The sequence below is a fragment of the Anaerocolumna aminovalerica genome, from assembly GCF_900115365.1.
Classification (GTDB): Bacteria; Bacillota; Clostridia; order Lachnospirales; family Lachnospiraceae; genus Anaerocolumna; species Anaerocolumna aminovalerica.
Genome location: NZ_FOWD01000026.1, coordinates 1 through 24828 on the forward strand (window position 1 = coordinate 1; position 24828 = coordinate 24828).

Here is a 24828-nt window from a genome sequence, read left to right on the forward strand (position 1 = left end):
AGCAAGACCGTATTTCCCACAGACGACAGTCTGCTAAAAATGCTGTATCTGGCCACGATGGACATCACGAAAAAATGGACAGGGCACCGTCAGAACTGGGGACAGATTCACTCCCAGTTGGAGATATTCTTTGAAGAAAGGTTATCCTAAAAACGGAAAAATTAAGGTATTAAGACTGCCGAAGGGGAGTTTTACTTGACAACCCCAAAAACAGATTTATAATACAAGCATGGGCAAGAACCACAGAAAAATGGCCTTGCCCATAAATAACTATTAAAATTTTATGTCAGTTTTTTGAGTTTACACGGACTTTGAAACGGTCTCCTTTGGCTCCTTTTTATTTGTCAATCAGCACTACTTTATTTTAATAAACAGAATGACCTTCCGAATGTTTTCGTTACATTAGAATAATGAATTTATTATTCTGATACTCCTGTAGTTATGAAAAAGCAACTTATATGATTAATGTATTTGCTAACATAACTTTGTGAAAATTCATATCTATAATTCAAAGCAAATAATATCTCAATTAAGCAAACTTATTTTTCTACCCAAAATATAATTACTGCCCATATACTATATATCTTTCCCTCAACAAATGAAATAGACCTTCGAAGATATGTTGGATTTTTATTCCAAAAAACAAAAACCATATACCATAACTTCGAAGGTCTTGAAAACTTATACAGGGCAAAGTGTCCTTATTCTTAAATTATTGTTCCATCTGTCTGCCTAAAAAAGCAGCTGCTGTACTAGCCAATTTTGTTTCCACTTCTCCAAATTTCACTTTTGGATCTTTTGTAAGCATAATAACAGAACCTATCGCATCACCCTCGCTTATAATTGGGTAGATAACCTGGTAAGTATATTCACTTTCATCGTCTGCTACAATTTTAATAAAATTCTTATCTTCTTTACTAGCTAAAATATTTTCTCTTTCATTAATCACTTCTTCCAAATCTCTTGTAATTGGTTTTGAAATGATTTCTTTCTTCATACTGCCGGAAGCTGCAACAAATTGATCTTTATCAGAGATAGCAATAATGTAACCTGTAGTTTGTGCAAGAGAATCTGCATATTGTTTTGCAAATTGTCCTAACTCTCCTATAGGTGAATATTTCTTTAAAATTATTTCTCCTTCTCTATCTGTAAATATTTCTAGAGGATCTCCTTCTCTAATACGCAGTGTACGACGAATTTCTTTTGGTATAACTACACGTCCAAGATCATCTATTCTTCTTACGATTCCAGTGGCTTTCATAATAATATTCCTCCATTTGCATGATTATCATAGTACAATACTTATGATTATTATTGTTTGTCAAAAGGAAGAATTTATACCTAAACTTGTCATTTAGATAAAAAAATATTTGCGGGGACTTAGAATATTTTTAAAATTCTATTATTCATAATAAACCTGATAAAGGAAAAGTCCGTGTCCGCTAACTGTAATTCCTGCCTTTTGACGCTTTTTGCTTGTTAAAATTTCTAGCATGTCATCTGTCCCCCTATTTCCCTCACCAATTTCAATTAAGGTTCCTATTATGATTCGTACCATGTTATAAAGAAAACCATTGCCGGTAATTCCAATACTTAATACATTTCCATTTCCATTAACATGAAAATAAATATCTTCAATTGTTCTTATTGTAGATTTGCCGTCCCTTCGATCAGTTGAAAATCCTTTAAAATCATGTGTTCCAACTAAATAAGAGGCAGCTTTTTTCATATGTTCTATATTCAGCCTATTAGGCTCATGATACGTATATTTTCTTAAGAAAACCGATTGTGTTTCACCCATATAAATTCGATATTCGTAAGTTTTAGCCTTTGCTGAATACCTGCTATGAAAATTAAGATCCACTTCCTTAATATCTACTACCGCAATATCCTCCGGCAGCAACCTGTTTATACCTATAAGCATTTCCCTTAAAGGTAAATTAGTGTAACTATAAAAATTAGCAACCTGTCCCAGAGCATGAACGCCGGCATCGGTTCTACCCGAACCAATCAGTTTAATATCTTCCTCTAACAGTTTGGAAATACTATCTTCTATTACTGCTTGAATTGAAGCTTTTTTAATAGATTTACCAACTGTATCTACTGAGGTTTTCCCCAGCCTTTGCCAGCCTGAATATCTGCTTCCATCATACTCTATGATTATTTTTATGTTCCTTTTACTAATATTACCAGAAACTCTACCATTATTCATTGAATAATCTCCCACACCTGCTTCAATAAGCCTTTCTCTTTTGTACAATATCTATTATATATAATTTAACTATTTGGCAGTCAAATAAATAGATGTATTTCCCGGATATCTAATTCATAAAAATTATAATCTAAAAATTAATTCTACTTTACATTTATGTCTTTATAACTTTCTTGAAATATTATCCAGGTTTTTAATATATAAATTTAGCAAATGGGTTTCTTTATATAGTATTTACATAATAAAATTCTTAATGTGAAAAAAAGACATATGTATAATAATACATTTACTATTATACACAAGTCTTTCCAAAAGAAAACCCTAAATTTTGATATTTTTCTAAATTATTCTACATCTGATGTACAATAAGGGCATTTTGTCGCTTTAATATTGATCTCAGATAAGCAATGTGGACATTTTTTAGTTGTAGGTTCTGCCACCGGTGCATTCTTTTCACGTAATTTATTCATCTGTCTTACCATAATAAAAATAACAAATGCCATAATAAGAAAATTAAGAACTCCGGTAATAAAAACACCATAGTTAATAGTTGCAACGTTTGCAGCCTGAGCAGCCTGGATATTCTCATAAAACTTACCGTCAACTGCAATAAACCAATTGGAAAAATCTAAACTTCCTGTAAAGATACTTAGAATTGGCATAATAATATCATTAACTAAAGATGTTACTATACCATTAAAAGCACCGCCAATAATAACACCCACTGCTAAGTCTATCATATTGCCTCTTAATGCAAACTTTTTAAATTCTTTTAACATAATATAACCTCGATTCCAGCTCTTGAGCACTTTTTAATATTAATAGTAATTTTGTGTCCGGTACAAATAGTCCATGAAATATTTGTCTTTTTATATCTCTTCCTTTGAATCAAACTTATCATTTCCTCCCGATTACAGTTTAATTATGTAAGTTTGTGTCATGTCTTTATTATAATTTAAAAAAACGCAATAATCAAGAATTATATTTCCCTTGAAATATTCTAAAAAATAAAGATGAGAGGGCGTATATAATATTTACAGATAATCATGTGTCCCCTGTGGGAATGTTTAGGATAGAGAATACCTCCGTCCATAACCTGACACAGATTTCGAAAACATTATATACGCCCTCTCACCTTTCACAATAAGTACTTTTTTATATTCCTGGAAATCCTCTAAGGAAAGGGTTCCGGGTCTAATGTCTACTGCCTATGCATTAAACATAACCTTCTCACTGTTAAAAGCCTTTGTAATGAAAAAGGTCAAGATAACAGAAAGCGCCAGCGTACCGCCAATAGCAGCTCCAAACTGTACCATAGTCAGTTCACCGGAAAGAATCTGCTGTATTGATAAAGCACTCCCATATACAGGAATTGCAAATCTTTCTATAGGAATTTCACCACTTCCGGTAAACATTGTTATCATACCGGCTACAATAACCGCAATATACATTGGAGATATATAAGTATTGGCTTCCTTAGCAGTTTTGGAAAGTACAGCAACTAAAGATACTAAAGCTACGTATAGATAGACTAAAGTAATCATAACAACGAATAATTGTATAATTTGTTCTGTAGAAAACTTCATACTCAGATTGTTTAAATTGCCGTCTGTTAATTGTTTTAATATATTAGGCATGGAAACAATCATGGAAACCGCATAAACCGCCGCAGAAAGTACAGAAAGTAAAGATAAGGAAAGTAATTTACCCAGTACAATATCACGACGGTTTAATGGCGTTAAAAGCATACTTGCTATAGTTCCCCTTTCTTTTTCTCCGGTAATGGCATCAACCCCAAGACTCATGGCACCTGCAAATAACATTAATGTAATAAAGTAGGGCAGCATAGTCCCAATTAATTTTCCTGCTGCTTTATCTTCATCTACTATAATAGATGATTCCGGATCAACATCTATATTAAAAACCGTAAGCTGGCTTAAATCTCCAAAACGTTCTGCCAGTAATTGCTGTTGATATACGGAAAGGACTTCTGCTACAAAACTGTTTCTAACAGCACTGGAGTATTGTTCTGAACTATTATAGTAAGTTTTAACTTCCGGGATTCCACCTTCTGATCCATAATTACTTATTTTATTTAAGAAATCAATTTCAAAAACAACCAATAAATCCGTTGTACCTTTTAAAATTCCATTCTTAATCTCTGTAACATCTGCATTCATTTCCAGATTTGCAATATTTCCGTTAAAACCAGCAGCTGCCATAACATCCTTGAAGCCTTCCGGTATATTTTGAATATATACGGATGGCACATGCTTTTCAATATCATCTATCATGGCAGATTGTAATCTTCCTATCAAAGAATACAAACCAACCATAATAATAACCGGCAATATAAATAAACTAAACACCAATTTCTTATCGGTAAATACTCTGGTCAATTCTTTTTTAACAATATATTTTACCCCATTCATATTATGCTTCCTCCTGGTTATATTCTTTATAAAGTTCGAAGAAGGCATCTTCCAAATCCTTTGTACCTGTTTGAACTAATAATTCCGGAATGGTTCCTTCTGCTACCTTTTTGCCATTAATAATAATTCCTACCCTGTCACAAAGTTTCTCCGCTTCTGACATAATATGAGTAGATACAATCACTACTTTGCCCTGTTCTCTCAATACTTTTAAATAATCTGTAACGCTTCTTGCAGTTACAATATCCAGTCCATTGGTGGGCTCATCGAATATAACAACTTCCGGATCATGAACCAAGCTTACTGCTATGGAAGCTTTTTGCTTCATACCAGTTGACAGCTCTTCGATTTTTTTATCCTGAAAATCAAAGATTCCAAATTGTTTAAACAGCAATTCTCTTCTTTCATTAATTGTTTTATCATCCATTCCGTGGAGTTTTCCGAAAAAGTTAAACATATACTTTGGTGTAAACTGAGGGTCTAACTTTATTTCATTGGTTAAGAAAGCAATGGATTCCCTTACCTTCTCCGGATATTTTATGGTATCATTTCCGCAGACCTTTATAGCTCCGTCCGTTGGTCTTAGCAAGGTTGCCACACAACGAAGGGTAGTTGTTTTACCCGCACCATTAGGTCCCAACAGACCATAAAGTTCTCCTTTTTTAGCAGATAAAGATACATTATCTACCGCTTTTTTTATACTTTTCTTTGTTTTTTGTTCTCTCATCTGTTTCTTGGAAAGCTTATAAATCTTCGTTAAATTACTTATCTCAATCATTTCTACACCCTTCCCATATCACATTTACAGACAAATGTGACACCGCCACCAATAAATCGGTTGAAAGAATCGGATTGTGGCAGCCTTTCTATATATGTATTTTCTTTCAGCCGTCTTCCGCTAAGATCTTGCCATATTTATTTTATACTGGTCCTGATCATACTTTTATGGCTATACTTTATTGTCGATATAAAGATATACCATTATTTCCCTTACGTCAATATCAATAATAATTATTAACATATTTTTAATACATCTTGAAAACAACTTTTCTATCATTTACTTGAGTTTTTAAATCAGATTATGTAGGTTTTAAGGTTTTTTCTTACCAAATCAGGATACAAATAGTCCAAAAATTACTTTACAAAAAAATTTTAATTTTTTCTTAAATTATTGTAATAACTGTCCTTTTATTCTCTTTTATTCTGTGCTATACTATGAATAATTGTGGGTAAATATACTACCCATTTTACTTATGTTCATTTTTAAAATTTGACTCAATAACTCCCTCAAAACTTCAAAAAGGTGGGATAACAATATTACAAAGGAGTAATATCATTATGAAATCAGGATTTGATCCTCAAAAATACATTGAAGAACAATCTAAGTTTATTCTGGAACGAGTAAATAATTATGACAAGCTTTATCTGGAATTCGGAGGTAAGCTAATAGGGGATAAACATGCTAAGAGGGTTCTTCCGGGATTTGATGAAGACGCTAAGATTAAACTTCTTCAAAAATTAAAGGACAAAGCAGAGATTATTATCTGCGTATATGCAGGAGACATTGAACGAAATAAAGTACGGGGAGATTTTGGTATTACTTATGATATGGATGTGTTACGGTTAATCGATGATCTTAGATCCTATAACTTGGAAGTGAATAGCGTTGTCATTACCCGTTTTAGCGGACAGCCGGCTACTACTGTATTCATGAATAAATTAGAACGGAGAAATATAAAGGTCTATACTCATGTGGCAATCGAAGGATACCCTACTGACGTAGATGCCATCGTCAGTGAAGAAGGCTATGGTAAGAACCCTTATATCACAACAACAAAACCTATCGTTGTTGTAACTGCACCGGGTCCTGGAAGCGGCAAGCTGGCAACCTGCCTGAATCAGCTTTATCATGAATATAAAAGAGGGAATTCTTCCGGCTATTCTAAGTTTGAAACCTTCCCTGTATGGAATGTTCCTTTAAAGCATCCTCTTAATGTAGCTTATGAAGCAGCAACTGTAGACTTAAAAGATGTTAATATGATGGATTATTTTCATTTTGAAGAATACAACGAAGTAGCTGTAAATTACAACAGAGACTTAGAAATGTTTCCGGTTATAAAAAGAATCATTGAGAAAATTACGGGAGAAGAATCCATTTACCAGTCACCCACTGATATGGGTGTAAATCGAGTAGGATTTGGAATCATAGACGATGATGTAGTTGCAGAAGCTTCTAAACAAGAAATCATCCGCAGATACTTTACCACTGCCTGTGAATTTAAAAAAGGCTTAGTTGACGAAGAGGTTTTAAATCGAATGAAGGTCATTATGGAAGAAGTAGGTTTAAAGCAGGAAGACAGAGGACCTGTGCTCCCTGCAAGAGAATATATGTCAAAACAAAAAGTTGGTTCTTCCGATTCTGAAAGAACTCCTGTTATTGCCCTGGAATTACCGGATGGTACAATGATTACCGGTAAAGGTTCTTCCTTAATGGATTGTTGTTCTGCTGCCATCCTAAATGCAATTAAATACATGGCAGGAATCTCGGATGAAATATACCTGCTGTCACCATTAATCTTAAATACCATTCAGGATTTAAAAGACAAGAAATTAAAGAATAAAATACCGGCATTAAACGCTGATGAAATATTAATCGCCCTAAGTATCTGTGCTGTTACCAATCCAACGGCTCAATTAGCTTATGACAAGTTAACTGAACTAAAAGGTGTGCAGGCTCATGCCACCGTAATGTTAAACAGACGCAGCGAGCAATTGCTCCGTGACTTAGGAATAGATGTTACCTGTGATCCATATTATCCATCAGAGAATTTGTACTATATTTAAACAAGCCGTTATCTAAAGTCATTAAAGGGATGTTGCATGCAACATCCCTTTATATTTATCACAAATCTTGATATTTACTTGAAATATTCGTCTAATCCATTGGCTATTCCTTGCACCATTTTATCCTGATATTTTTCTGTAGCCATTAATTTATCTTCTTTTGGATTTGTCATAAATCCCATCTCTACAATAGTTACAGGAACTTCACACCAATTTATGCCGCTCATCGTATCCGTTTCCCACACTCCTTTGGAATTGGCTCCTGTAGTTTCAAGCATTCCATCCAAAACGGCTTTTGAAAGTGTTTTGCATTTTTTATATAGGCTGCTGATATAAGGATTTTCTTTTGTGGGACTAATGGTCATAATGCCGGATACTTTGCTGTTGTCAGAGCCGTTGGCATGAATCCGGATAAATGCATCAGCTTTTGCTTCATTAGCAATAGCTGCCCTTTCACTATTACTGATATTTACATCATTGGTTTCACGAATCATAACAACTTCATAGCCTCTTTTTATAAGTTCCTTTTTCAATTTCAGAGATACTTTTAGATTCAATTCATACTCTTTTAGCCCACTGGCTACTCCTGTGGTACCGGAGGATACTTTTGCCTTCTTCTCCTTAGCCCCTGGCCCTACCGGTTCTTTTTCATTATTCCCTTTTTCTTGATGCCCGGCATCAATAACTATTAACTTCTTTGTTTCCTTTGCTTTTTCATTCTCCCCTTGATTCTTGCTTACTTTTTTATCCTTTTCCCTTTCTTTTGTATCTTTTGTTGAACTTTCTTTTTTAACTTCCGTACTGGCATTTTTACCTTCCTTTGTACTTCCGCTTTTACTTTCTCCTGTACTTCCACTTTTGTTTTCTTTTGTACTGACTTCTTTACTTATCTTAGTACTATCGTTTTCGCCTTCTTTTGTACCTGTTTTTTCTCTTTCATTTTCGCTTTTCTTTATATCCTTATTTTTAGTTTTATTCTCTTTCGCACCGGTATGTATAATGGTATCAAATGCATTATTATCTTCTGACTTTTCTATTTCTTTTATATCATGTTCCAATATTTTAGTTTCAGAAATTATTGGCTCTTCGGGGTTTGGATATGGGAGATTATCCTTCTTACCACATCCCCACAGGAAAAGAAAACTGGAAAGAAGTATTATTATTTTAAACTTTTCTTTAAACATAATGTGTATCCTCTCTTATATATAAAAAGACTATAAAATAACCGGATTTACCAATTTATTTTATAGTCTTTTCTAACTGTCTCTAAAATGGATTACTTAATCTATTTTTTGTCTTCCGGAGTTTCTTCCTTTTTACCATCAGCGGTTTCCCCCGTGGTGTCTTTGTTATCTTTTCCCGTTGAGTCTCCGGCTTTTCCTTCATTAGCAGCATCTGATGCTTTATCTGATTTTGCATCTTCTGATATAAACGTTATGGAGTCCCATATTTCATTATTTACTTTTATATCCGTATCTTTATTCCATTCTTCATAAAGTTTTTGGAAAGCATCCGATTGTCGTTTTGATATGATTTGTTCTTTTTGCTCCTGTGTTGCATCTTCGTCAAAATCACTTACACAGTAAAGAATGTGAAATCCATAATCTGTTTCAACAATATTACTTACTTCTCCTGGTTTCATTGCAAAGGCTGCCTCTTCAAATGGTTTTACCATTTCACCTTTACCAAAAGTGTATTCTACACTTGAATCATCGGTATTGGCTTCTGCCAACTTATAAAAGTCATCTGTTTCTTTTGCTTCCTTTAATAAGTTATCTGCCTTTTTACGCGCTTCTGCTTTTTCTTTTTCAGTTAAATCTACAGTTTTTCCATTTTCATCCTTCTTTTGTGTCTTAACTAAAAGATGCTGAATGGTAATTTGTTTTGCTTCTTCATCAGAAACTTCTGTATCCACATCTAAAGTAGCTGCTTCATATACTTTTTGTTTTAATAAGTCATCTTTCAGTATATTAGTAACAACCTCTTCTGTTATTCCGTAAGCTGCTTTATCTTCATCTGTAATCCCTGCTAGGAATTTTGTTGTATATTCTTTAATTTCTGCTTCTTCATCTTCTGAAACTGATACATTAAAGCTGCCTGCTTTATCACTTATTATTTTGTTCTGAACAATCATGTTCATAATATCCTGCTTTGCCAATTCTTCAAAAGTCTGGCCTCCGCCGAAATCATATCCCCATATATCAGAACCGTACTGCGCTTCCATCTGGGCCTGAAATGACTTAAAATAAGCCATTGCCTCACTATATAAAACCTTTTTATTTCCAACAGAAACAACTTCTTTTCCAAATAACTTATTGTCTGTTTCTGTACCTTTCTCATCTGTTTCTTTTCCTTCTGCACCCTGGCTTGTGCTTCCGTTATTATCTTTTTTACCAGGCTTTGAACAAGCTACAGCAAATACCGTAATGGATGCCAAAAGCCCTAAGTACATTAATTTCTTTGCAATTTTCTTCATTCTTTCCTCTTTCCTGCCTAAGTCAGTCTACCTTGAAAAAACTAAAGGCGCAATTTCTCTTTTATTGCATAATACATGTCTCATTATAGTTTAATTTTCTTCATCTAGCAATAGTTTTAAATCATTTAATAGATTTTTCACATTTTCAAAAAATGTTATACAATCTATTTTTCCTTTCACTATTTTCTTTAAATCATAAGTAAAATAGGGGTTTGCTTCCATGGTAAGTTTTAAAGCAGGTTGGTATTTTTTGATTAATTCCGGGAACTTATCCGCTTTTAATTTCGCCCTATTATACATAATCAATTTAATCTGATCATTTTTATGAATCATGGAAGTAATATACACCCCATGGCACATAGATTTTATAAGTGCAATATTCAATAAATTATTGACGGAAGAAGGAATATCTCCAAAACGGTCCAATAATTCCTCCTGCATGTCAAGGAATTCTTCTTCATCTTCAATCTCTGCAATCCGTTTGTACACATCCAGTTTTTGAAATTCACTTTTAATATAAGTAGCAGGAATAAATGCATCCATATCCACATCCACTGTGGTATCAAAAGTTTCCTCTTCTACCGTATCCCCCTTCATAGTCCGCACTGCATCATTTAGCATCTTGCAGTATAAATCATATCCTACTGCTTCCATATGTCCACTTTGTTGTGCACCAAGTAAATTTCCTGCACCACGGATCTCTAAATCCCTCATGGCAATCTTAAAACCGGAACCCAGCTCAGTAAATTCTTTAATGGCTTGAAGGCGTTTTTCTGCTATTTCTTTTAACATTTTATCTCTTTTATACATCAAAAAGGCATAGGCGGTTCGATTAGACCTTCCTACACGTCCTCTTAACTGATATAGCTGTGATAGACCAAGGCGGTCCGCATCATCTATAATCATAGTGTTTACATTGGAGATATCCAGACCAGTTTCAATAATGGTTGTGGATACCAATACATCAATTTCTCCATTAATAAAGTCAAACATAATCCGTTCCAATTCCCGTTCACTCATTTGACCATGTGCAAAGGATACATTTGCCTCAGGCACTAATTTTGCTATTCTTCCTGCAATTTCATCAATGCCATTTACACGGTTGTACACATAATACACCTGTCCATCCCTTGCCAGTTCCCGGTTTATAGCCTCCCGGATAATTTCGTCATTATGTTCTAAAACGTAAGTTTGAATAGGCATTCTATCCACTGGCGGTTCATCCAAAACACTCATATCACGAATTCCGATTAAACTCATATGAAGAGTTCTTGGTATAGGAGTAGCCGTTAAGGTCAGTACGTCAACCTCCCCTTTTAACTGTTTGATTTTTTCTTTATGAGTCACTCCAAATCGCTGCTCTTCATCCACAATCAGCAGCCCCAGATTCTTAAATTGTATATCCTTTGATAAAACTCTGTGGGTACCAATTATAATATCCAGGCTTCCTTTTTTCAGCCTTTCAATTACTTTCTTCTGCTGAGCAGGTGTGCGGAAGCGGGACAGCATATCAATACTGATAGGAAAATCCATCATTCTTTGCACAAAAGTATTGTAGTGCTGCTGAGCCAATATAGTAGTGGGCACCAGAATAACTACCTGTTTGCCGTCAGAAACAGCTTTAAATGCAGCTCGAATGGCAATCTCGGTTTTGCCGTACCCAACATCTCCACAGATTAAACGGTCCATGATCTTCTTACTTTCCATATCCCGTTTTGTTTCTTCAATAGCCCGAAGTTGGTCGTCTGTTTCATCATAAGGAAACATTTCTTCAAATTCCTTCTGCCACACCGTATCTGAACCAAACTGGTAACCGGTTTTAGATTGGCGAATGGCATAAAGTTCTACCAATTCCTTAGCAATCTCTTTTACCGCCCCTTTTACTTTTGCCTTTGTCTTTTTCCATTCCGGCGAATTCAGTCTATTTAGTTTCGGCTTCTTAGTTTCTGCGCCTGCATATTTTTGTATCACGTCAAGGCCTGTTGCAAGTATATACAACACGCCTCCTCCAGCATATTCAATCTTTATATAATCTTTTGTTATTTTATCTACTTCGATCTTTTCAATACCCCGGTAGATACCTAATCCGTGATTTTCATGAACCACGTAATCACCAATATTTAAATCGGTAAAGTTTTGTATCTTCTTACCGTCATATTCTTTTATTTTTCGCTTCTTCTTTTTCTCTGTACCAAAAATATCACTTTCAGATATGATTACAAATTTAATAAGGGGATATTCGAAACCTTTGTGAAGACTTCCATAAGCAACCATAATTTCGCCCTTTTGTATGATACGGTCCATATCTTCACCGTAAAATGCAGTTAACTCATGTTCCATTAAGTCTTCGCTAAGCCTTTTAGCTCTGGTTCTGGAACCTGACAGCAAAAGAATACGATATCCGTTTTTCTTCCACTTTGCCAAATCCTTAATCAGAACATCAAAGTTATTGTTATAAGGGTTCACAGACCGTACAGTAAAATCGTACCTGGATTTAATGGCAAAGACATTTGTTTTATAATCCATGGTGCTTAATAATATGGTATTCTTACGGTTTAAATTAGCAAGAAGTTCTTTGTAGCTATAAATAACATCACTTTGTCCCGGAAGAATATAACCCTTCTCCATTCGGCCAATCATGCCTTCTCTAAACTCTGTTTCCACAGCCTCCCCTTTTTCTACAACTCTGGAGGGTTCATCCAGGAAAACAATAGAATTATCTCCTTCAAAGTAATCAAATAAGGAGACGGTTTTATCATAAAAATAATTTATGAAACTATCAATACCTACAAAGCTTTGAAAATGAACGATATTTTCTTTGAAATCATCAATAATATTCTGAATACGGGCGGCCTCTTCTGTTTTAAACTGTTCCCGGAGCTTTGCCGTATATTGTTTTTTCTCATCCTCAATTTTTTTAAGGCCTTCTAACATCCTATCCTTACTAAGAATCATTTCCGCCGCAGGATATATCTTAAGGCCTTTTACATTCTCAATAGATCTTTGGCTGTCTACATCGAAAGAGCGAATGGAATCCACTTCATCCCCCCACAGCTCTATACGGTAAGGACAGTCTTCCGTAGGAGGGTAAATATCCAGAATACCTCCTCTTACTGCAAATTCACCGGGGCCTTCCACCTGCCCCTGCCTTTCGTAACCCAGATGAATCAGTTTCTCCTGAAGCCCTGTAAAATCTACAGTAGCTGCCTCCTCTATGGTAATTACAGATTCCATCAGTGAATCAAAAGGTAGAATTTTATCCATACCTCCGTCTAATGTTGTAATAATGGTTACCGGCTCTTGTTCCATAAGCTTTCTTAATATCTTAAGACGGTTCTTCACAAGGGCATTGCCATGAATATCTGCACTGTAGAAGATAATGTCTTTGGCCGGATACAAATAAACATTTTTATCATAAAGCTTATAATCTTCATATATTTCCTTGGCTTTCATATCATTATAAGTTATGACTAATTTCCATGGATAGCCTTCACCCAAGCCACTGATGAGATGACATTTCTGCGAGTCAATACAACCTGTAACCTGCACCGGTGTGTTTTTTAATTTTAAGTTGTTCTTAATGTCATTAAATTCTTTTAGTTCCTTCAGAGGAGAAGTAAAGGTTTTCAAATTGCTGCCTCCTTTATAGACACCTATTGCTGTTATTTTCTATTATAAATATTCATTGCAGATTCCATTCCATCTGTAATAATTGACTTTACTGCTTCGGAAGACCTTTTTAAGGCTTCACGTATAACAGGTTCTTCTTCCTTTGGAAAACGGGACAGCACATAGTCTGCCAAGTCCCAATCCTTAGGTTTGTCACCTACTCCTATTTTGATCCTTGCAAAATCCTCAGTACCCAGATGGCTGATAATATTCTTAATTCCGTTGTGTCCTCCCGCACTTCCTTTACTGCGAAGGCGAAGCTGACCAACTTCTAAACTAATATCATCATAAATTACTATAATTTCTTCGTTTGACACTTTATAAAAATCCACTAATTCCCTAACACTTTCTCCGCTTAGATTCATGAAGGTCTGAGGCTGTGCAAGCACTACCTTTTCACCTCCAACGTATCCCTTTCCGCATATAGCTTTGTGTTTTTTAAAATCCAAAGGAATATTATAATCATCCGCAATTCGTGTTATGGCATCAAACCCTATATTATGTCTCGTTGCTGCGTATCTTTGATCCGGATTACCCAGTCCTATAATAATGTACATAACTATACCCACTGCATATCACAAGCTTTCCTGCGATACTGCCATTCATAAATAATGTGAAAGAATTCAGTTTACGGCATCCTTTCATTCTTAATTTTTCTTTCACCGTTTTAAAGCGGATATTCCCACTTGCCTACAGGCAAGTTTATCCGCTTACGCTACTTGCTCATAACCTCATTGCCACTACGTGGCATTTCAGCAGGAGCACTAACTCCTGCTGAAACAGGCAAGCCCTCTTCCCTGATGAGGTTAACTTCTAATCTCCATAAGAAGATGCTGCGGCTGCCGCAGAAGCACTGGATACAGCAATAATCATTGCCGTTTGCTGTGCAATTATCAGGTTTGTTATCCCATTAGCCAAAGTCATTGTAAGGGAATCCTTCTTTGATTCTTTCAGGTATTCCTCCACTACCAGTACTGAACTGAATAAAGTTCGATCCTGCTTGGATATGGACCATCTTCCAAAACCTTTTTTCCCCAACAAATATTTATTGACTTCTGCAATCTCATCTGTCAGCTTCTCCACATCTTCACTAACCAATACTAATATGCCAAGATTAGCAAGATTATGATATTTTGATATCTTGCAATCTTTATTATTCAAACTTTCAAATACTTCTAATACCCTGTCACATTTTTCCTGAGCAGGTTCTTCTCCCATAGCAAGTACATGGGTCAAGGATTGCAATTCATTGCCCACCCCAAAATTTTTCTTTAACAGTTCATAACACATTTCCATCTCGTTTATTGTGGAAGCTATATTTAAATCTGTTGCAGCTAACATTGCTGCATATCCATAATCATCAGCGGCAGTTAAAAACCGATGCTCTCTTTTCATTGCATCATAGAATTCTTTTGCTCTGCTAATGACAGCTCCCACATCCTGCTCCGGCTTTTGCTTTGCCACGGAAAATGCAGCTAAGGTCAAATAGGGCGAAGCACGAAAACCTGTTTTTCTCATTTCTTCATATATATTCTTAGTTTTTAAAAACATCTCTTCCTGATTCTTTTCAAGAGAAAATAAAGTAGATAAAATAAAAAATGAAATATCCTTAAAAGAGGAGAAAACTCCTGTATTATTCTTAATGATTCCTTTTGCCTTTTTTATTGCTTCTACATCAGCCTTGATACCGGCATTGGCACATATTATAGCGGCTAATCTTAGCATCATGGAGTATTCCCATTTAAAATTCTTCTTTAATATCCCATAGTTTTCTTCAAATAAATCACATTTGTATTGTAGATTGTTACTTAACATTCTAATACCTCCCTCTTTAACAAGAACGGACAACATGAAAAATACTGCAAAATATGCACGTAACAACGCTACACCTATAATAATTATACGTGCAGCGTTGTTCCATATTGTTATTATTATAAAGCATTGTAATTTTAATGGCAATAGTTTTTCTAATACTAATTCCTCATTAAAACCTTTCCAAAACTGGACAAATCTTTTAGTCCGAAAGTCACTCTTAAATCTTGTTAAACTTGTTATTATGTGTTTTACTTATAGTAGGATTTACTCTTATTCCATAATTGATTTGTAAAAAGAACGAGGTGATACCATGTCTGCTGAAATTACATTGGAAAGAATTTTAAAAGAACTTTATAATATATCCGGCTTTCGAATCAGTATCTATGATACCGAATTTAACGAAATAATTGCCTATCCCCAAAAATTAAGTTGTTATTGCAGTCTTATACAGGAGTCTCCGGAAGGAAAACAAAAATGCGTACAAAATGATATTAATGCTTTTGAAAAAGTACAAACTTTGAAAAATGTATATATCTACAAATGCCATTTTGGCTTGTGTGAAGCCGTTACACCTCTTTACAGCTTTGACACTTTAACCGGTTACCTGATGATGGGCCAGTATTTGGATGATGATTCCGAATCAATGAATAATGCCTTTTATGCTGCATTTCCTTATACAAAAGATAAAAACCGTTTATCAGAGGCTTTAAAACAAGTTCCTGTCAGCTCCAAAGAAACTATTCAATCGGTAATTACCATCATGAATGTTTGTGCTCAGTATATTACTTTAAGCAACCGTTTAAATCATCAAAAGCAAGACCTTGCCATGAAAATAAAAGAATACCTTGATATAAATTATAGCAGAAAAATCACCATTGATTTACTATGCTCTCACTTTTTCTGTTCAAAGTCCACATTGCATACTCATTTTAAAGCGAAGTTTCATAAAGGTATTAATCAGTATCTGACAGAAATCCGTATTCAGCATGGAGAAAATTATCTTCGCAACAGCAAGAAAACCATTGGAGAAATTACATCATTGTGTGGTTTTACCGACCAAAATTATTTTACCAAGGCATTTACAAAGCATAAAAATATGTCCCCAACAGAATTTCGCAAAAGCTGCGAAACAGGTAATGAAATAGCAAATTAAATTTTTATCAAAGGGATTAATAATAATCTCCCTTAGAAATATAGATAAAAAACTCCGAAAGTCCAAGAGGCATTTCGGAGTTTCATTTATTTTACCTGAATTTACTGTCTATAACCTTCTGGATTATGACTTTGCCAATTCCAGGCATCCTGACACATTTTTTCAATATCATATTTTGCAGACCAGTCTAATTCGCTCTTTGCTTTCTCCGGATTAGAATAGCATGCAGCTACATCCCCCGGACGACGATCAATAATTTGATATGGAAGCTCTTTTCCACATGCTTTTTCAAAAGCATGAATCATTTCTAATACAGAATAACCTCTGCCGGTTCCTAAGTTATAAATATATACTCCCGGATTGCCAGCTTTTTTCTCAATGGCTTTCAGGTGTCCAATACTTAAATCTACAACATGGATATAATCTCTTACACCGGTACCGTCAACCGTAGGATAGTCGTTACCGTATACACTTACCTGTTTTAATTTACCAGTAGCAACTTGTGCAATGTATGGAAGTAGATTGTTAGGAATTCCACGTGGGTCTTCCCCAATACGTCCGCTTTCATGAGCTCCAATAGGATTAAAGTAACGAAGAATAACAATGGAGAATCTGGAGTCAGAAACATATAAGTCTTGTAAAATCTGTTCTATCATTAACTTGGTTGTTCCATATGGATTGGTTGTGGATAGTGGGAAATCTTCTGTAATAGGTAATTTCTCAGGTGTTCCGTATACCGTTGCAGAGGAAGAGAATACCAGATTAAATACTCCGTGTTTTTGCATACAATCAAGCAGATTAAAGGTACCTGTTAAGTTATTATGATAATATCTTAAAGGAATGCTTACAGATTCTCCTACTGCTTTTAAGCCTGCAAAATGTATAACTGCATCTACTACATTTTCATCAAATATTTTATCTAACGCACCATAATCAAGTAAATCAGCCTGATAAAACAATATATCTTTACCTGTTAATTCTTTTACACGCTTTAGGGATTCTTCACTGGAATTGGATAAGTTATCAACAACAATAACATCATGTCCGGCATTTAACAGTTCCAGACAAGTATGGCTTCCAATAAAACCAGCACCTCCGGTTACCAATATATTCATAACAACACCTATGCCTTTCCTTTATATTTTGCCTCATAAGGCCATCTGAGCTGAAATGTACATTTTCAGCCGGTAACTTGAATATTTACATATATTCATTACAGTATAGTATACTATACTGCTCTATCTATTTCCATTGTTTTTTTGCCATGGCGCCAATTAATTCTTGCAATGGCTCATTACTATTTCATTCATCATTTCCATCTTCTCTTCCATGTTGGCAACCAATTTAAATTGAGTTCTTGCACGGTCTAAGTTATGATGTTCTCTGTGGATTTTAAAGTAAGTGTCTCCCTCCAGATAATCAGTAAGAAAACGGATACCGCATTCTAAAGTCAGAAGCTTTGCAGAGAAGGCAAGTAATTCATATTCTTTCTTTGTTAATGTTTCACCAGCTTCACTTAAGAATCCTTCCACATATTCTTTGAATAAATTAATGTCCATATAAACCTTGGACAAATCTGTCTCATCTTCTGCTGCAGAACTTGCTCCAAAACGGATACTGTCACCAAAGTCATAGAAAACGGAACCTGGCATTACAGTATCAAGGTCAATAACACAGATACCTTCATTGGTTTCATTATCCATCATAATATTATTTAGTTTTGTATCATTATGAGTTACACGTAAAGGTATCTCTTTCTTTTCGATGAGATCCAACACGATACCACAGTCGTCTTTTCTAGCTTTTACAAATTCAATTTCCTTTTGAACGTCTTTTGCTCTTCCCATCCTATCTTCTTGTACTGCTTTTTCAAAGTTTTTATAACGGTTTACGGTGTTATGAAACTTTTCAATGGTTTCTGATAAGGTTTCTGCCGGGTAATCAGATAATAGTTTCTGGAATCTGCCGAAGGCTTTTGCGGAATTATAGAATAGTCCCGGTTTTTCAGCAGACTGATAGCAAGTAGCATCCTCAATAAAAAGGTATGCTCTCCAACATTCTTTATCCCCATCTTCATAAAATAATTTTCCGTCTTTTGTTTTTACGATAGTAAGGGTTTCTCTGTCAGGATTACCGCCGGCTTCCATAATCTTTTTACGTAAATGATTGGTTACCCCTTCAATGTTTTTCATTAATGTCAATGGATTTTTAAGAATGCTTGTATTAATTCTCTGCAAAACATAACGGATTGGGGGTACTGTTTCTCTTCTGAAATATACCGCATAAGTTGAATTAATATGTCCCTGTCCCAGGGGCTCAATATGAATAAACTCTCCATTAAACTCAAATTGATTTACGACTTCTGCTGTTATTTTAGTATCAATTATTTTATTTTCCATGTTAACCTCGATTCCGGTGCTTGGCACCATTTAATAACGACAGCAATTTTGTGCTCCTGCACAAATTGCGGGCTGAAAATGCTTGTTTTATCAACCTAATCTGGATTCCGGTGCTTTAGCACCATTACGTTTCAGTTATTCTCAATATTAGAACATCCAGTGGTTGAAATATCCCTGTTTGTAAATATTATTTATTCCACAAATTCTCCGGGTAAACACCTATTTCAATTTGTTTACTAATGAATTTCACGATTTCTTCTTTATCTTCATGGTAAGTTACACCATACCATTTTGCATTGGTATTAAGGACTTTAACATCGCATTTTTCATTGTCAATTAAGTTTTGTACCACAGATGGCAAGAAGAATTCTGCTTTTGCTAAAGTAGCGGTGTCCTGTTTAAAGAAGTTCTTCATCTGCTTTTCGATTTCAGTAAAAATGTCCGGTGTAAAGCCCCAGCAGTTCATAGATACGGTACTGTTTGGATCTATTGTTGTCCAGCCGTCACCTTCTTCGTAGAACTGAACCTTTCCGTGGTTGTATTGAATCTTTGTTCTTTCTGTTACATTCTTTAGATAATTATTGGCATCTGTGGTGCATACACCTCTTGCAACGTGACCATTTTCAGTTAAGGTGTTATTTAAGATAAATCCTGCCATTGCAAAATGATGCTTATCTCCGGCTTCCGGCTTTTCTTTCAAAAAATCAGCTAATTGTACAAAAGAATCTCTTCCATAGAAATCATCTGCATTAATAACTGCAAAATTCTCATTCACTAAATCCTTGCAGCTATAAACAGCATGTGCAGTTCCCCAAGGTTTTGTTCTTCCCTCCGGCATTACAGTTCCTTCCGGAATTGTATCAATTTTCTGAAATGCATATTTTACATCAACTAAGTTCTCAACACGCTTTCCCACTGTGTCACGAAATACTTCATAATTCTCTTCTTTTATAATAAATACAACTTTATTAAAGCCTGCTATAATAGCATCATAAATAGAATAATCAATAATGAATTCACCATGTTTCCCAACCGGATCAATTTGTTTTAATCCGCCATATCTGCTTCCCATTCCTGCAGCCATAATTACCAACGTTAAATCACCTGTATTATCCATAGCTTCCTCCTTCTAAACTTGTTCTATCAAGATACAGATTAATTATTTCTCTGCTCTTTAAAAGTGTTTTTAAAGTATCTATATATAGCTTTATTTTATTTAATAACAGGAAAGATTACTATGAAGAATCGTATGATTATTAGTAATTTAGTATGATGTTATATTATTTTACGATAATTATATAAATCTACATTATACATAGGAAATCTAAAAGAGCGGCTTTAATTTCAGGTAATTTTTCAGAAAGAAAAACCAGGAAGAGATACTGCTCCAACTCCCTGGTTTCTATCTAAACTATTCTTTTTAAATGGCTAACTTTCCAGACAGGATAATCCGGGATATCTCAAAATAAAAGATAAGATGCTTTTCACCTCTTATTCTTCATAACTTTCTTTACTCATATTGTACTCCTTATGAAACTCTTCTGTCTGAAACTCTTCATCTCTCACATGGTTTGGAAAGTCCTTATCCGCCTTTAAGAAGAAATCATACGTCAGCACTTCTTCCCCGTTCCAGGTAAGTGGATCGTCCCAAGTACTGTCAAAATTATACCATTTTCCCTCTAAGTATACGATATTCCAACCATGGGCTTCACCATTACCTGTTCCGGTTACGATTCTACAGGGAATCCCTGCTTCCGTAAGCATTTTATAGGCTAAACTCATATATCCTTGGCAAGTAGATGTTTTTTCGAACAAATTATCATAGGCGGAATAATTTCTCATAGAGGTATCATAAGAAGCATTTTCTATAATAAAATCATGAATTTTCTTAATCTTCTCATAATCGCTAAGTTTTTCTATATTCCACTTACGGAAAAGCTTTTTAACCTTATCATCTACTTTTTTTGTTTCATCTGCAGTTTCATTATATTTAAACTGATAAGTAACAGATAAAATTTTTCCCAAACCCCCAACTTTAGCATAAATGCTTTCCACCTTATATCTAAGATAATCATAGTCACTGGAAGTTTGCTGATCATCTATGGAATAAGCCATGTTTATTGCATCCTCTGTAAACCAATCTATACTGTTGAATTCCCCAACATACTGAATTATAAGTTCTTCCTCCCCTTTAAGCATGGCTTGGCGGATTGTATTAATAAACTCTTCTTCCACGGTTTCTTCCGTTGTGATTACATGGTATACCCACTCAATTATTTTATATTTATCTTCAAGCTTATATATTAATACAGCAAATAATGCTATAATTGCTAAGGTTTTTATAAGTTTTTTCACAAAAGGCACCTCAAACATTCTAAATCATTATGGTTTCGTAAATAAAACAAGTTTCTAATAATCATTATATAGATTATTGGTTCATTATATCTTATTTTAGAACCAATAACCATATGAAAAAAAAGAAAAGGAAGAACAACTTAACAGTATTCTTCCCTTTCATATTAACTTTGTTTAGAATGGTTGAGATCATTTATGAATTATGTAATGCCTAGCTTCTAAACGATACTCTCTTACACTAGAAATACTCTCATCGGATTATCTTTTTATTCTGCTTCTGCTGCAGTCTCATCTGTACCTACTTCAGCTGCTGCTTCATAGCTTTCCAAGATAATTTTTTGTATCTTCTCCCTAGTTTCAGAATTGATTGGATGTGCGATGTCGCGATATTCACCATCACCGGCTTTACGGCTTGGCATTGCTATAAATAACCCTTTTTCACCCTCAATTACCTTAATATCATGAACAACAAATTCATTGTCCATAGTAATTGAAACAACCGCCTTCATCTTTCCTTCTTTGCTTACTTTGCGTACTCGCACGTCTGTAATTTGCATTTTGTAAGTCCCCCTTCTGAGTTTATCTTTTGGTTTTTTATAGATAAAAATTTTATCTTAACGTATTTAATACCCACCAAAATCTGTAGGATTTAGTTGAAAAAATAAATTTTACAACTTCTTGATTTGTATGTATTCTATAGCTAAAGCAGGAGTTTTATAACACATATCTATTATTTTTCTCCACCACAATCCTGATTTCACCATCTTCACCTATATAGCTTGAATTTGCCTGGATGGTGCCTCTGCTTTCTACAATACAATTTTCTATATAGGTATTATTACCTATATATACATCGTTCAAAATAATAGAATTCTTAATAGTACAGTTATTACCTATGTAAACTTTTTTGAACAGTATGGAATTTTCCACCTGACCATTGATAATACAACCGTTGGAAATTAAACTGTTTTTCGTATTGGAGCCCTGGTTGTACTTGGCAGGAGGCAAATCCTCTACTTTAGAATATATATCCGGATACTGCCTGAAGAAATAATTCCTGACATCCTTGTCCAGAAAATCCATGTTTGTTTTATAATAAGCCTCCACAGTAGAAATATTATTCCAATAAGTATCCATAGAATAGGCATATATTTTCTTAATATCCTTATACCTGATCAGAATATCCTTTACAAAATCAAACCGCACTTCCTCAGCCGCTTTTTCTAACAATTCAATTAATTGACGTCTGCGGATAATATATATTCCCGTAGACACAGTATCGGAATCTGTTACAATTGGCTTCTCTTCAAACTGTGTGATTCGTCCATCTTCCCCTGTTTTAACTACTCCAAACCTGCAGGCATCTTCATCCTTAGGAAGCCTTGTACATACTACCGTAATATCTGCTCTTTTATTAATATGATAATCTAAAACTTTATGATAGTCCAGCTTATATATACAATCTCCTGATGCAATAACTGCATATGGTTCATGACTCTTTTTCAAGAAACTTATATTCTGATACATAGCATCTGCTGTTCCCCGGTACCAGTAGCTGTTTCTTGCGGTTATTGTAGGTGTAAATACGAATAGTCCACCTTGTTTTCTTCCAAAATCCCACCATTTTGAAGAACTCAGGTGTTCATTTAAAGACTTTGCATTATATTGTGTAATTACTGCAACTTTTTGAATGTGGGAATTTGACATATTACTTAATGCAAAATCGATTGCACGATAACTTCCGGCAACAGGCATGGCTGCAATAGCTCTTTTGTTGGATAATTCCCTCATCTTATTATTATTCCCACCTGCTAAAACAATACCTATTGCTTTCATAATCTGTCACCTGCCTTAATCAAAGTTTCACCGCTTTCAAGAACTCCGTTTGGATAATCCTCGGGAAGGGTAATTCCTTCTATGGCTGTATTTTTACCAATCTTTACACCGGATGGTATTTGAGTATTTTCAGCCACTGTAACAAGACCAAAGGAATAAATATTAGGATATAATTTATTCGGGACTTCTTCCCCCACACCTAATTGTGTATTGGCACCAATCACTGCTCCTTCTGCAATAATAGATTTATTAATATGTACACCTTCTTCAATCACTACATCTTTCATTATAATGGAATCCCGAATAACTGCACCGGATCCAATTGTAACTCCAGAACCGATAACAGAACTATATACTTCGCCATAGACTTCCGTTCCTTCACCTATGATTGCTTTATTAACGGCAGCGGTATCCGAAATGTAGCCCGGTGGAATAGTATCTGCTTTCGTATATATCCTCCAGAATTCTTCATATAAATTGAACTCCGGAACCAAATCTATCAGTTCCATATTGGATTCCCAATACGCCCCTAAAGTGCCTACATCTTTCCAGTATCCATTGTATTCGTAAGCAAATACTCTATCGCCTTTTTGATGACAATAGGGAATAATGTGTTTGCCAAAATCACATCCCTTTTGCGACCATAAGGCAATTAGTGCATCCTTTAACACCTTCCAGGTAAAAATATAAATCCCCATGGAAGCTAAATTACTCCGTGGTTTTTCCGGTTTCTCTTCAAATTCAGTAATTCTCTTATTCTCATCTGTGATTGCTACACCAAACCTGTTGGCTTCTTCTATTGGTACCGGGATGGTTGCTAAGGTAATATCCGCATTCTTTGATTTATGAAAATCCAGCATGACCTCATAATCCATCTTGTAAATATGATCCCCGCCAAGAATCAGTACATAATCGGGATTATAGTATTCCATATATCCTAAGTTTTGATATATGGCATTGGCTGTTCCTGTATACCATTCACTGCAAGTATTCTTTTCATAAGGAGGAAGAATACTTACACCCCCAATATTCCGATCCAGATCCCATGGTATACCAATCCCTATATGTGTGTTTAATCGCAAAGGCTGATACTGAGTCAGCACACCGACGGTATCAATACCTGAATTGATACAATTACTAAGAGGAAAGTCGATGATTCTATATTTCCCCCCGAATGCAACCGCCGGCTTAGCTACATGGGACGTCAAAACTCCCAGTCTGGAGCCTTGTCCACCGGCAAGAAGCATTGCTATCATTTCCTTTTTAATCATGCAATCACCTCTTACTCAATCTGAGACTATTATACCATATATTTCTATTGTTGTGAATAAATTTTACAATAATTTTCGAAATATTTAAAACTTTTACTACATATTGTATATATCTATTACCAGAAAATATAAATTAATTATAAATTATTAACATAATTAATTAATTCCTGTCATTAATTATAATATTCTATATATTATAGATATACGATGATTCTAAATTCCTCTTTTATTATTGGTGAAATCAGGAGCGCAAAGCAATAAAATAGAGTATTTATAATTTATCAGCAGCCTGCATAGCCTGTTTGCTTCCCCATAGGATAAATTTTAATTGTATTTTTATAGGAAACGGTTATAATAACAATATGT

Annotated in this window: 19 protein-coding genes and 1 pseudogene; 3 read left to right on the top strand and 17 right to left on the bottom strand. The window is 34.8% G+C overall.

Annotated elements, in window-relative coordinates; translation table 11 throughout:
- A pseudogene (locus BM183_RS21105) lies at window positions 1-150 on the top strand (IS256 family transposase); the annotation flags it as partial.
- Between the two features lie 562 nt (window positions 151-712).
- On the opposite strand, the gene spoVT reads toward BM183_RS21105, so the two are convergent.
- The 5 genes from spoVT to BM183_RS13865 form a co-directional block, all read right to left on the bottom strand.
- Complete coding sequence (gene spoVT / locus BM183_RS13845) at window positions 713-1261, bottom strand: stage V sporulation protein T (protein WP_091687470.1); 549 nt, start codon at window positions 1259-1261, stop codon at window positions 713-715.
- Window positions 1262-1402: 141 nt separating this feature from the next.
- The gene (truA, locus tag BM183_RS13850) at window positions 1403-2212 is read right to left on the bottom strand and encodes a tRNA pseudouridine(38-40) synthase TruA (protein ID WP_091687471.1); all 810 of its coding nucleotides are present in this window, start codon (window positions 2210-2212) and stop codon (window positions 1403-1405) included.
- Window positions 2213-2556: 344 nt separating this feature from the next.
- The gene (gene mscL, locus BM183_RS13855; protein WP_091687472.1) at window positions 2557-2991 is read right to left on the bottom strand and encodes a large conductance mechanosensitive channel protein MscL; all 435 of its coding nucleotides are present in this window, start codon (window positions 2989-2991) and stop codon (window positions 2557-2559) included.
- Between the two features lie 429 nt (window positions 2992-3420).
- Complete coding sequence (locus BM183_RS13860) at window positions 3421-4644, bottom strand: ABC transporter permease (RefSeq protein ID WP_170848019.1); 1224 nt, start codon at window positions 4642-4644, stop codon at window positions 3421-3423.
- A gap of 1 nt (window position 4645) precedes the next feature.
- Window positions 4646-5422, bottom strand: a complete 777-nt coding sequence (locus BM183_RS13865; protein WP_091687474.1) for an ABC transporter ATP-binding protein — start codon at window positions 5420-5422, stop codon at window positions 4646-4648.
- 560 nt (window positions 5423-5982) lie between these two features.
- On the opposite strand from BM183_RS13865, the gene BM183_RS13870 reads away from it, so the two are divergent.
- A complete protein-coding gene (locus BM183_RS13870; protein ID WP_170848020.1) occupies window positions 5983-7488 on the top strand; it encodes a DUF1846 domain-containing protein in 1506 nt (501 codons plus the stop codon).
- 74 nt (window positions 7489-7562) lie between these two features.
- Here BM183_RS13870 and BM183_RS13875 read toward each other — a convergent pair whose 3' ends face one another.
- From BM183_RS13875 to BM183_RS13895, 5 genes are all read right to left on the bottom strand, one after another.
- The gene (locus BM183_RS13875; RefSeq protein ID WP_091687476.1) at window positions 7563-8672 is read right to left on the bottom strand and encodes an N-acetylmuramoyl-L-alanine amidase family protein; all 1110 of its coding nucleotides are present in this window, start codon (window positions 8670-8672) and stop codon (window positions 7563-7565) included.
- Window positions 8673-8773: 101 nt separating this feature from the next.
- Window positions 8774-9964 (bottom strand): peptidylprolyl isomerase, encoded by a 1191-nt coding sequence (locus BM183_RS13880; protein ID WP_091687477.1) that lies wholly within the window; start codon window positions 9962-9964, stop codon window positions 8774-8776.
- 90 nt (window positions 9965-10054) lie between these two features.
- Window positions 10055-13594: a transcription-repair coupling factor gene (gene mfd, locus BM183_RS13885; protein ID WP_091687478.1), complete on the bottom strand. Its 3540-nt coding sequence runs from the start codon at window positions 13592-13594 to the stop codon at window positions 10055-10057.
- Between the two features lie 32 nt (window positions 13595-13626).
- Window positions 13627-14190 (bottom strand): aminoacyl-tRNA hydrolase, encoded by a 564-nt coding sequence (gene pth, locus BM183_RS13890; protein WP_091687479.1) that lies wholly within the window; start codon window positions 14188-14190, stop codon window positions 13627-13629.
- A 256-nt stretch (window positions 14191-14446) separates the two neighbouring features.
- A complete protein-coding gene (locus BM183_RS13895) occupies window positions 14447-15448 on the bottom strand; it encodes a DUF4003 family protein (RefSeq protein WP_170848021.1) in 1002 nt (333 codons plus the stop codon).
- A gap of 310 nt (window positions 15449-15758) precedes the next feature.
- On the opposite strand from BM183_RS13895, the gene BM183_RS13900 reads away from it, so the two are divergent.
- On the top strand, window positions 15759-16601 hold the full coding sequence (locus BM183_RS13900) for a PocR ligand-binding domain-containing protein (RefSeq protein ID WP_091687481.1): 843 nt from the start codon (window positions 15759-15761) through the stop codon (window positions 16599-16601).
- A 101-nt stretch (window positions 16602-16702) separates the two neighbouring features.
- Here BM183_RS13900 and galE read toward each other — a convergent pair whose 3' ends face one another.
- From galE to BM183_RS13935, 7 genes are all read right to left on the bottom strand, one after another.
- A complete protein-coding gene (gene galE, locus BM183_RS13905) occupies window positions 16703-17716 on the bottom strand; it encodes a UDP-glucose 4-epimerase GalE (RefSeq protein WP_091687482.1) in 1014 nt (337 codons plus the stop codon).
- 159 nt (window positions 17717-17875) lie between these two features.
- The gene (locus BM183_RS13910) at window positions 17876-19000 is read right to left on the bottom strand and encodes a phosphotransferase enzyme family protein (protein WP_091687516.1); all 1125 of its coding nucleotides are present in this window, start codon (window positions 18998-19000) and stop codon (window positions 17876-17878) included.
- Between the two features lie 187 nt (window positions 19001-19187).
- Window positions 19188-20117, bottom strand: a complete 930-nt coding sequence (locus BM183_RS13915; RefSeq protein WP_091687483.1) for a nucleotidyltransferase family protein — start codon at window positions 20115-20117, stop codon at window positions 19188-19190.
- Window positions 20118-20491: 374 nt separating this feature from the next.
- Window positions 20492-21355 carry a transglutaminase domain-containing protein gene (locus tag BM183_RS13920; RefSeq protein WP_170848022.1) on the bottom strand — a complete coding sequence of 288 codons (864 nt, stop codon included), beginning with the start codon at window positions 21353-21355 and terminating at the stop codon, window positions 20492-20494.
- Window positions 21356-21621: 266 nt separating this feature from the next.
- A complete protein-coding gene (gene spoVG / locus BM183_RS13925) occupies window positions 21622-21912 on the bottom strand; it encodes a septation regulator SpoVG (RefSeq protein ID WP_091687485.1) in 291 nt (96 codons plus the stop codon).
- A gap of 157 nt (window positions 21913-22069) precedes the next feature.
- Window positions 22070-23191 (bottom strand): glucose-1-phosphate adenylyltransferase subunit GlgD, encoded by a 1122-nt coding sequence (gene glgD, locus BM183_RS13930; protein ID WP_091687486.1) that lies wholly within the window; start codon window positions 23189-23191, stop codon window positions 22070-22072.
- Window positions 23188-24462, bottom strand: a complete 1275-nt coding sequence (locus tag BM183_RS13935; RefSeq protein WP_091687487.1) for a glucose-1-phosphate adenylyltransferase — start codon at window positions 24460-24462, stop codon at window positions 23188-23190. The genes glgD and BM183_RS13935 overlap by 4 nt, the downstream gene beginning before the upstream one ends.
- Between the last annotated feature and the right edge of the window lie 366 nt (window positions 24463-24828).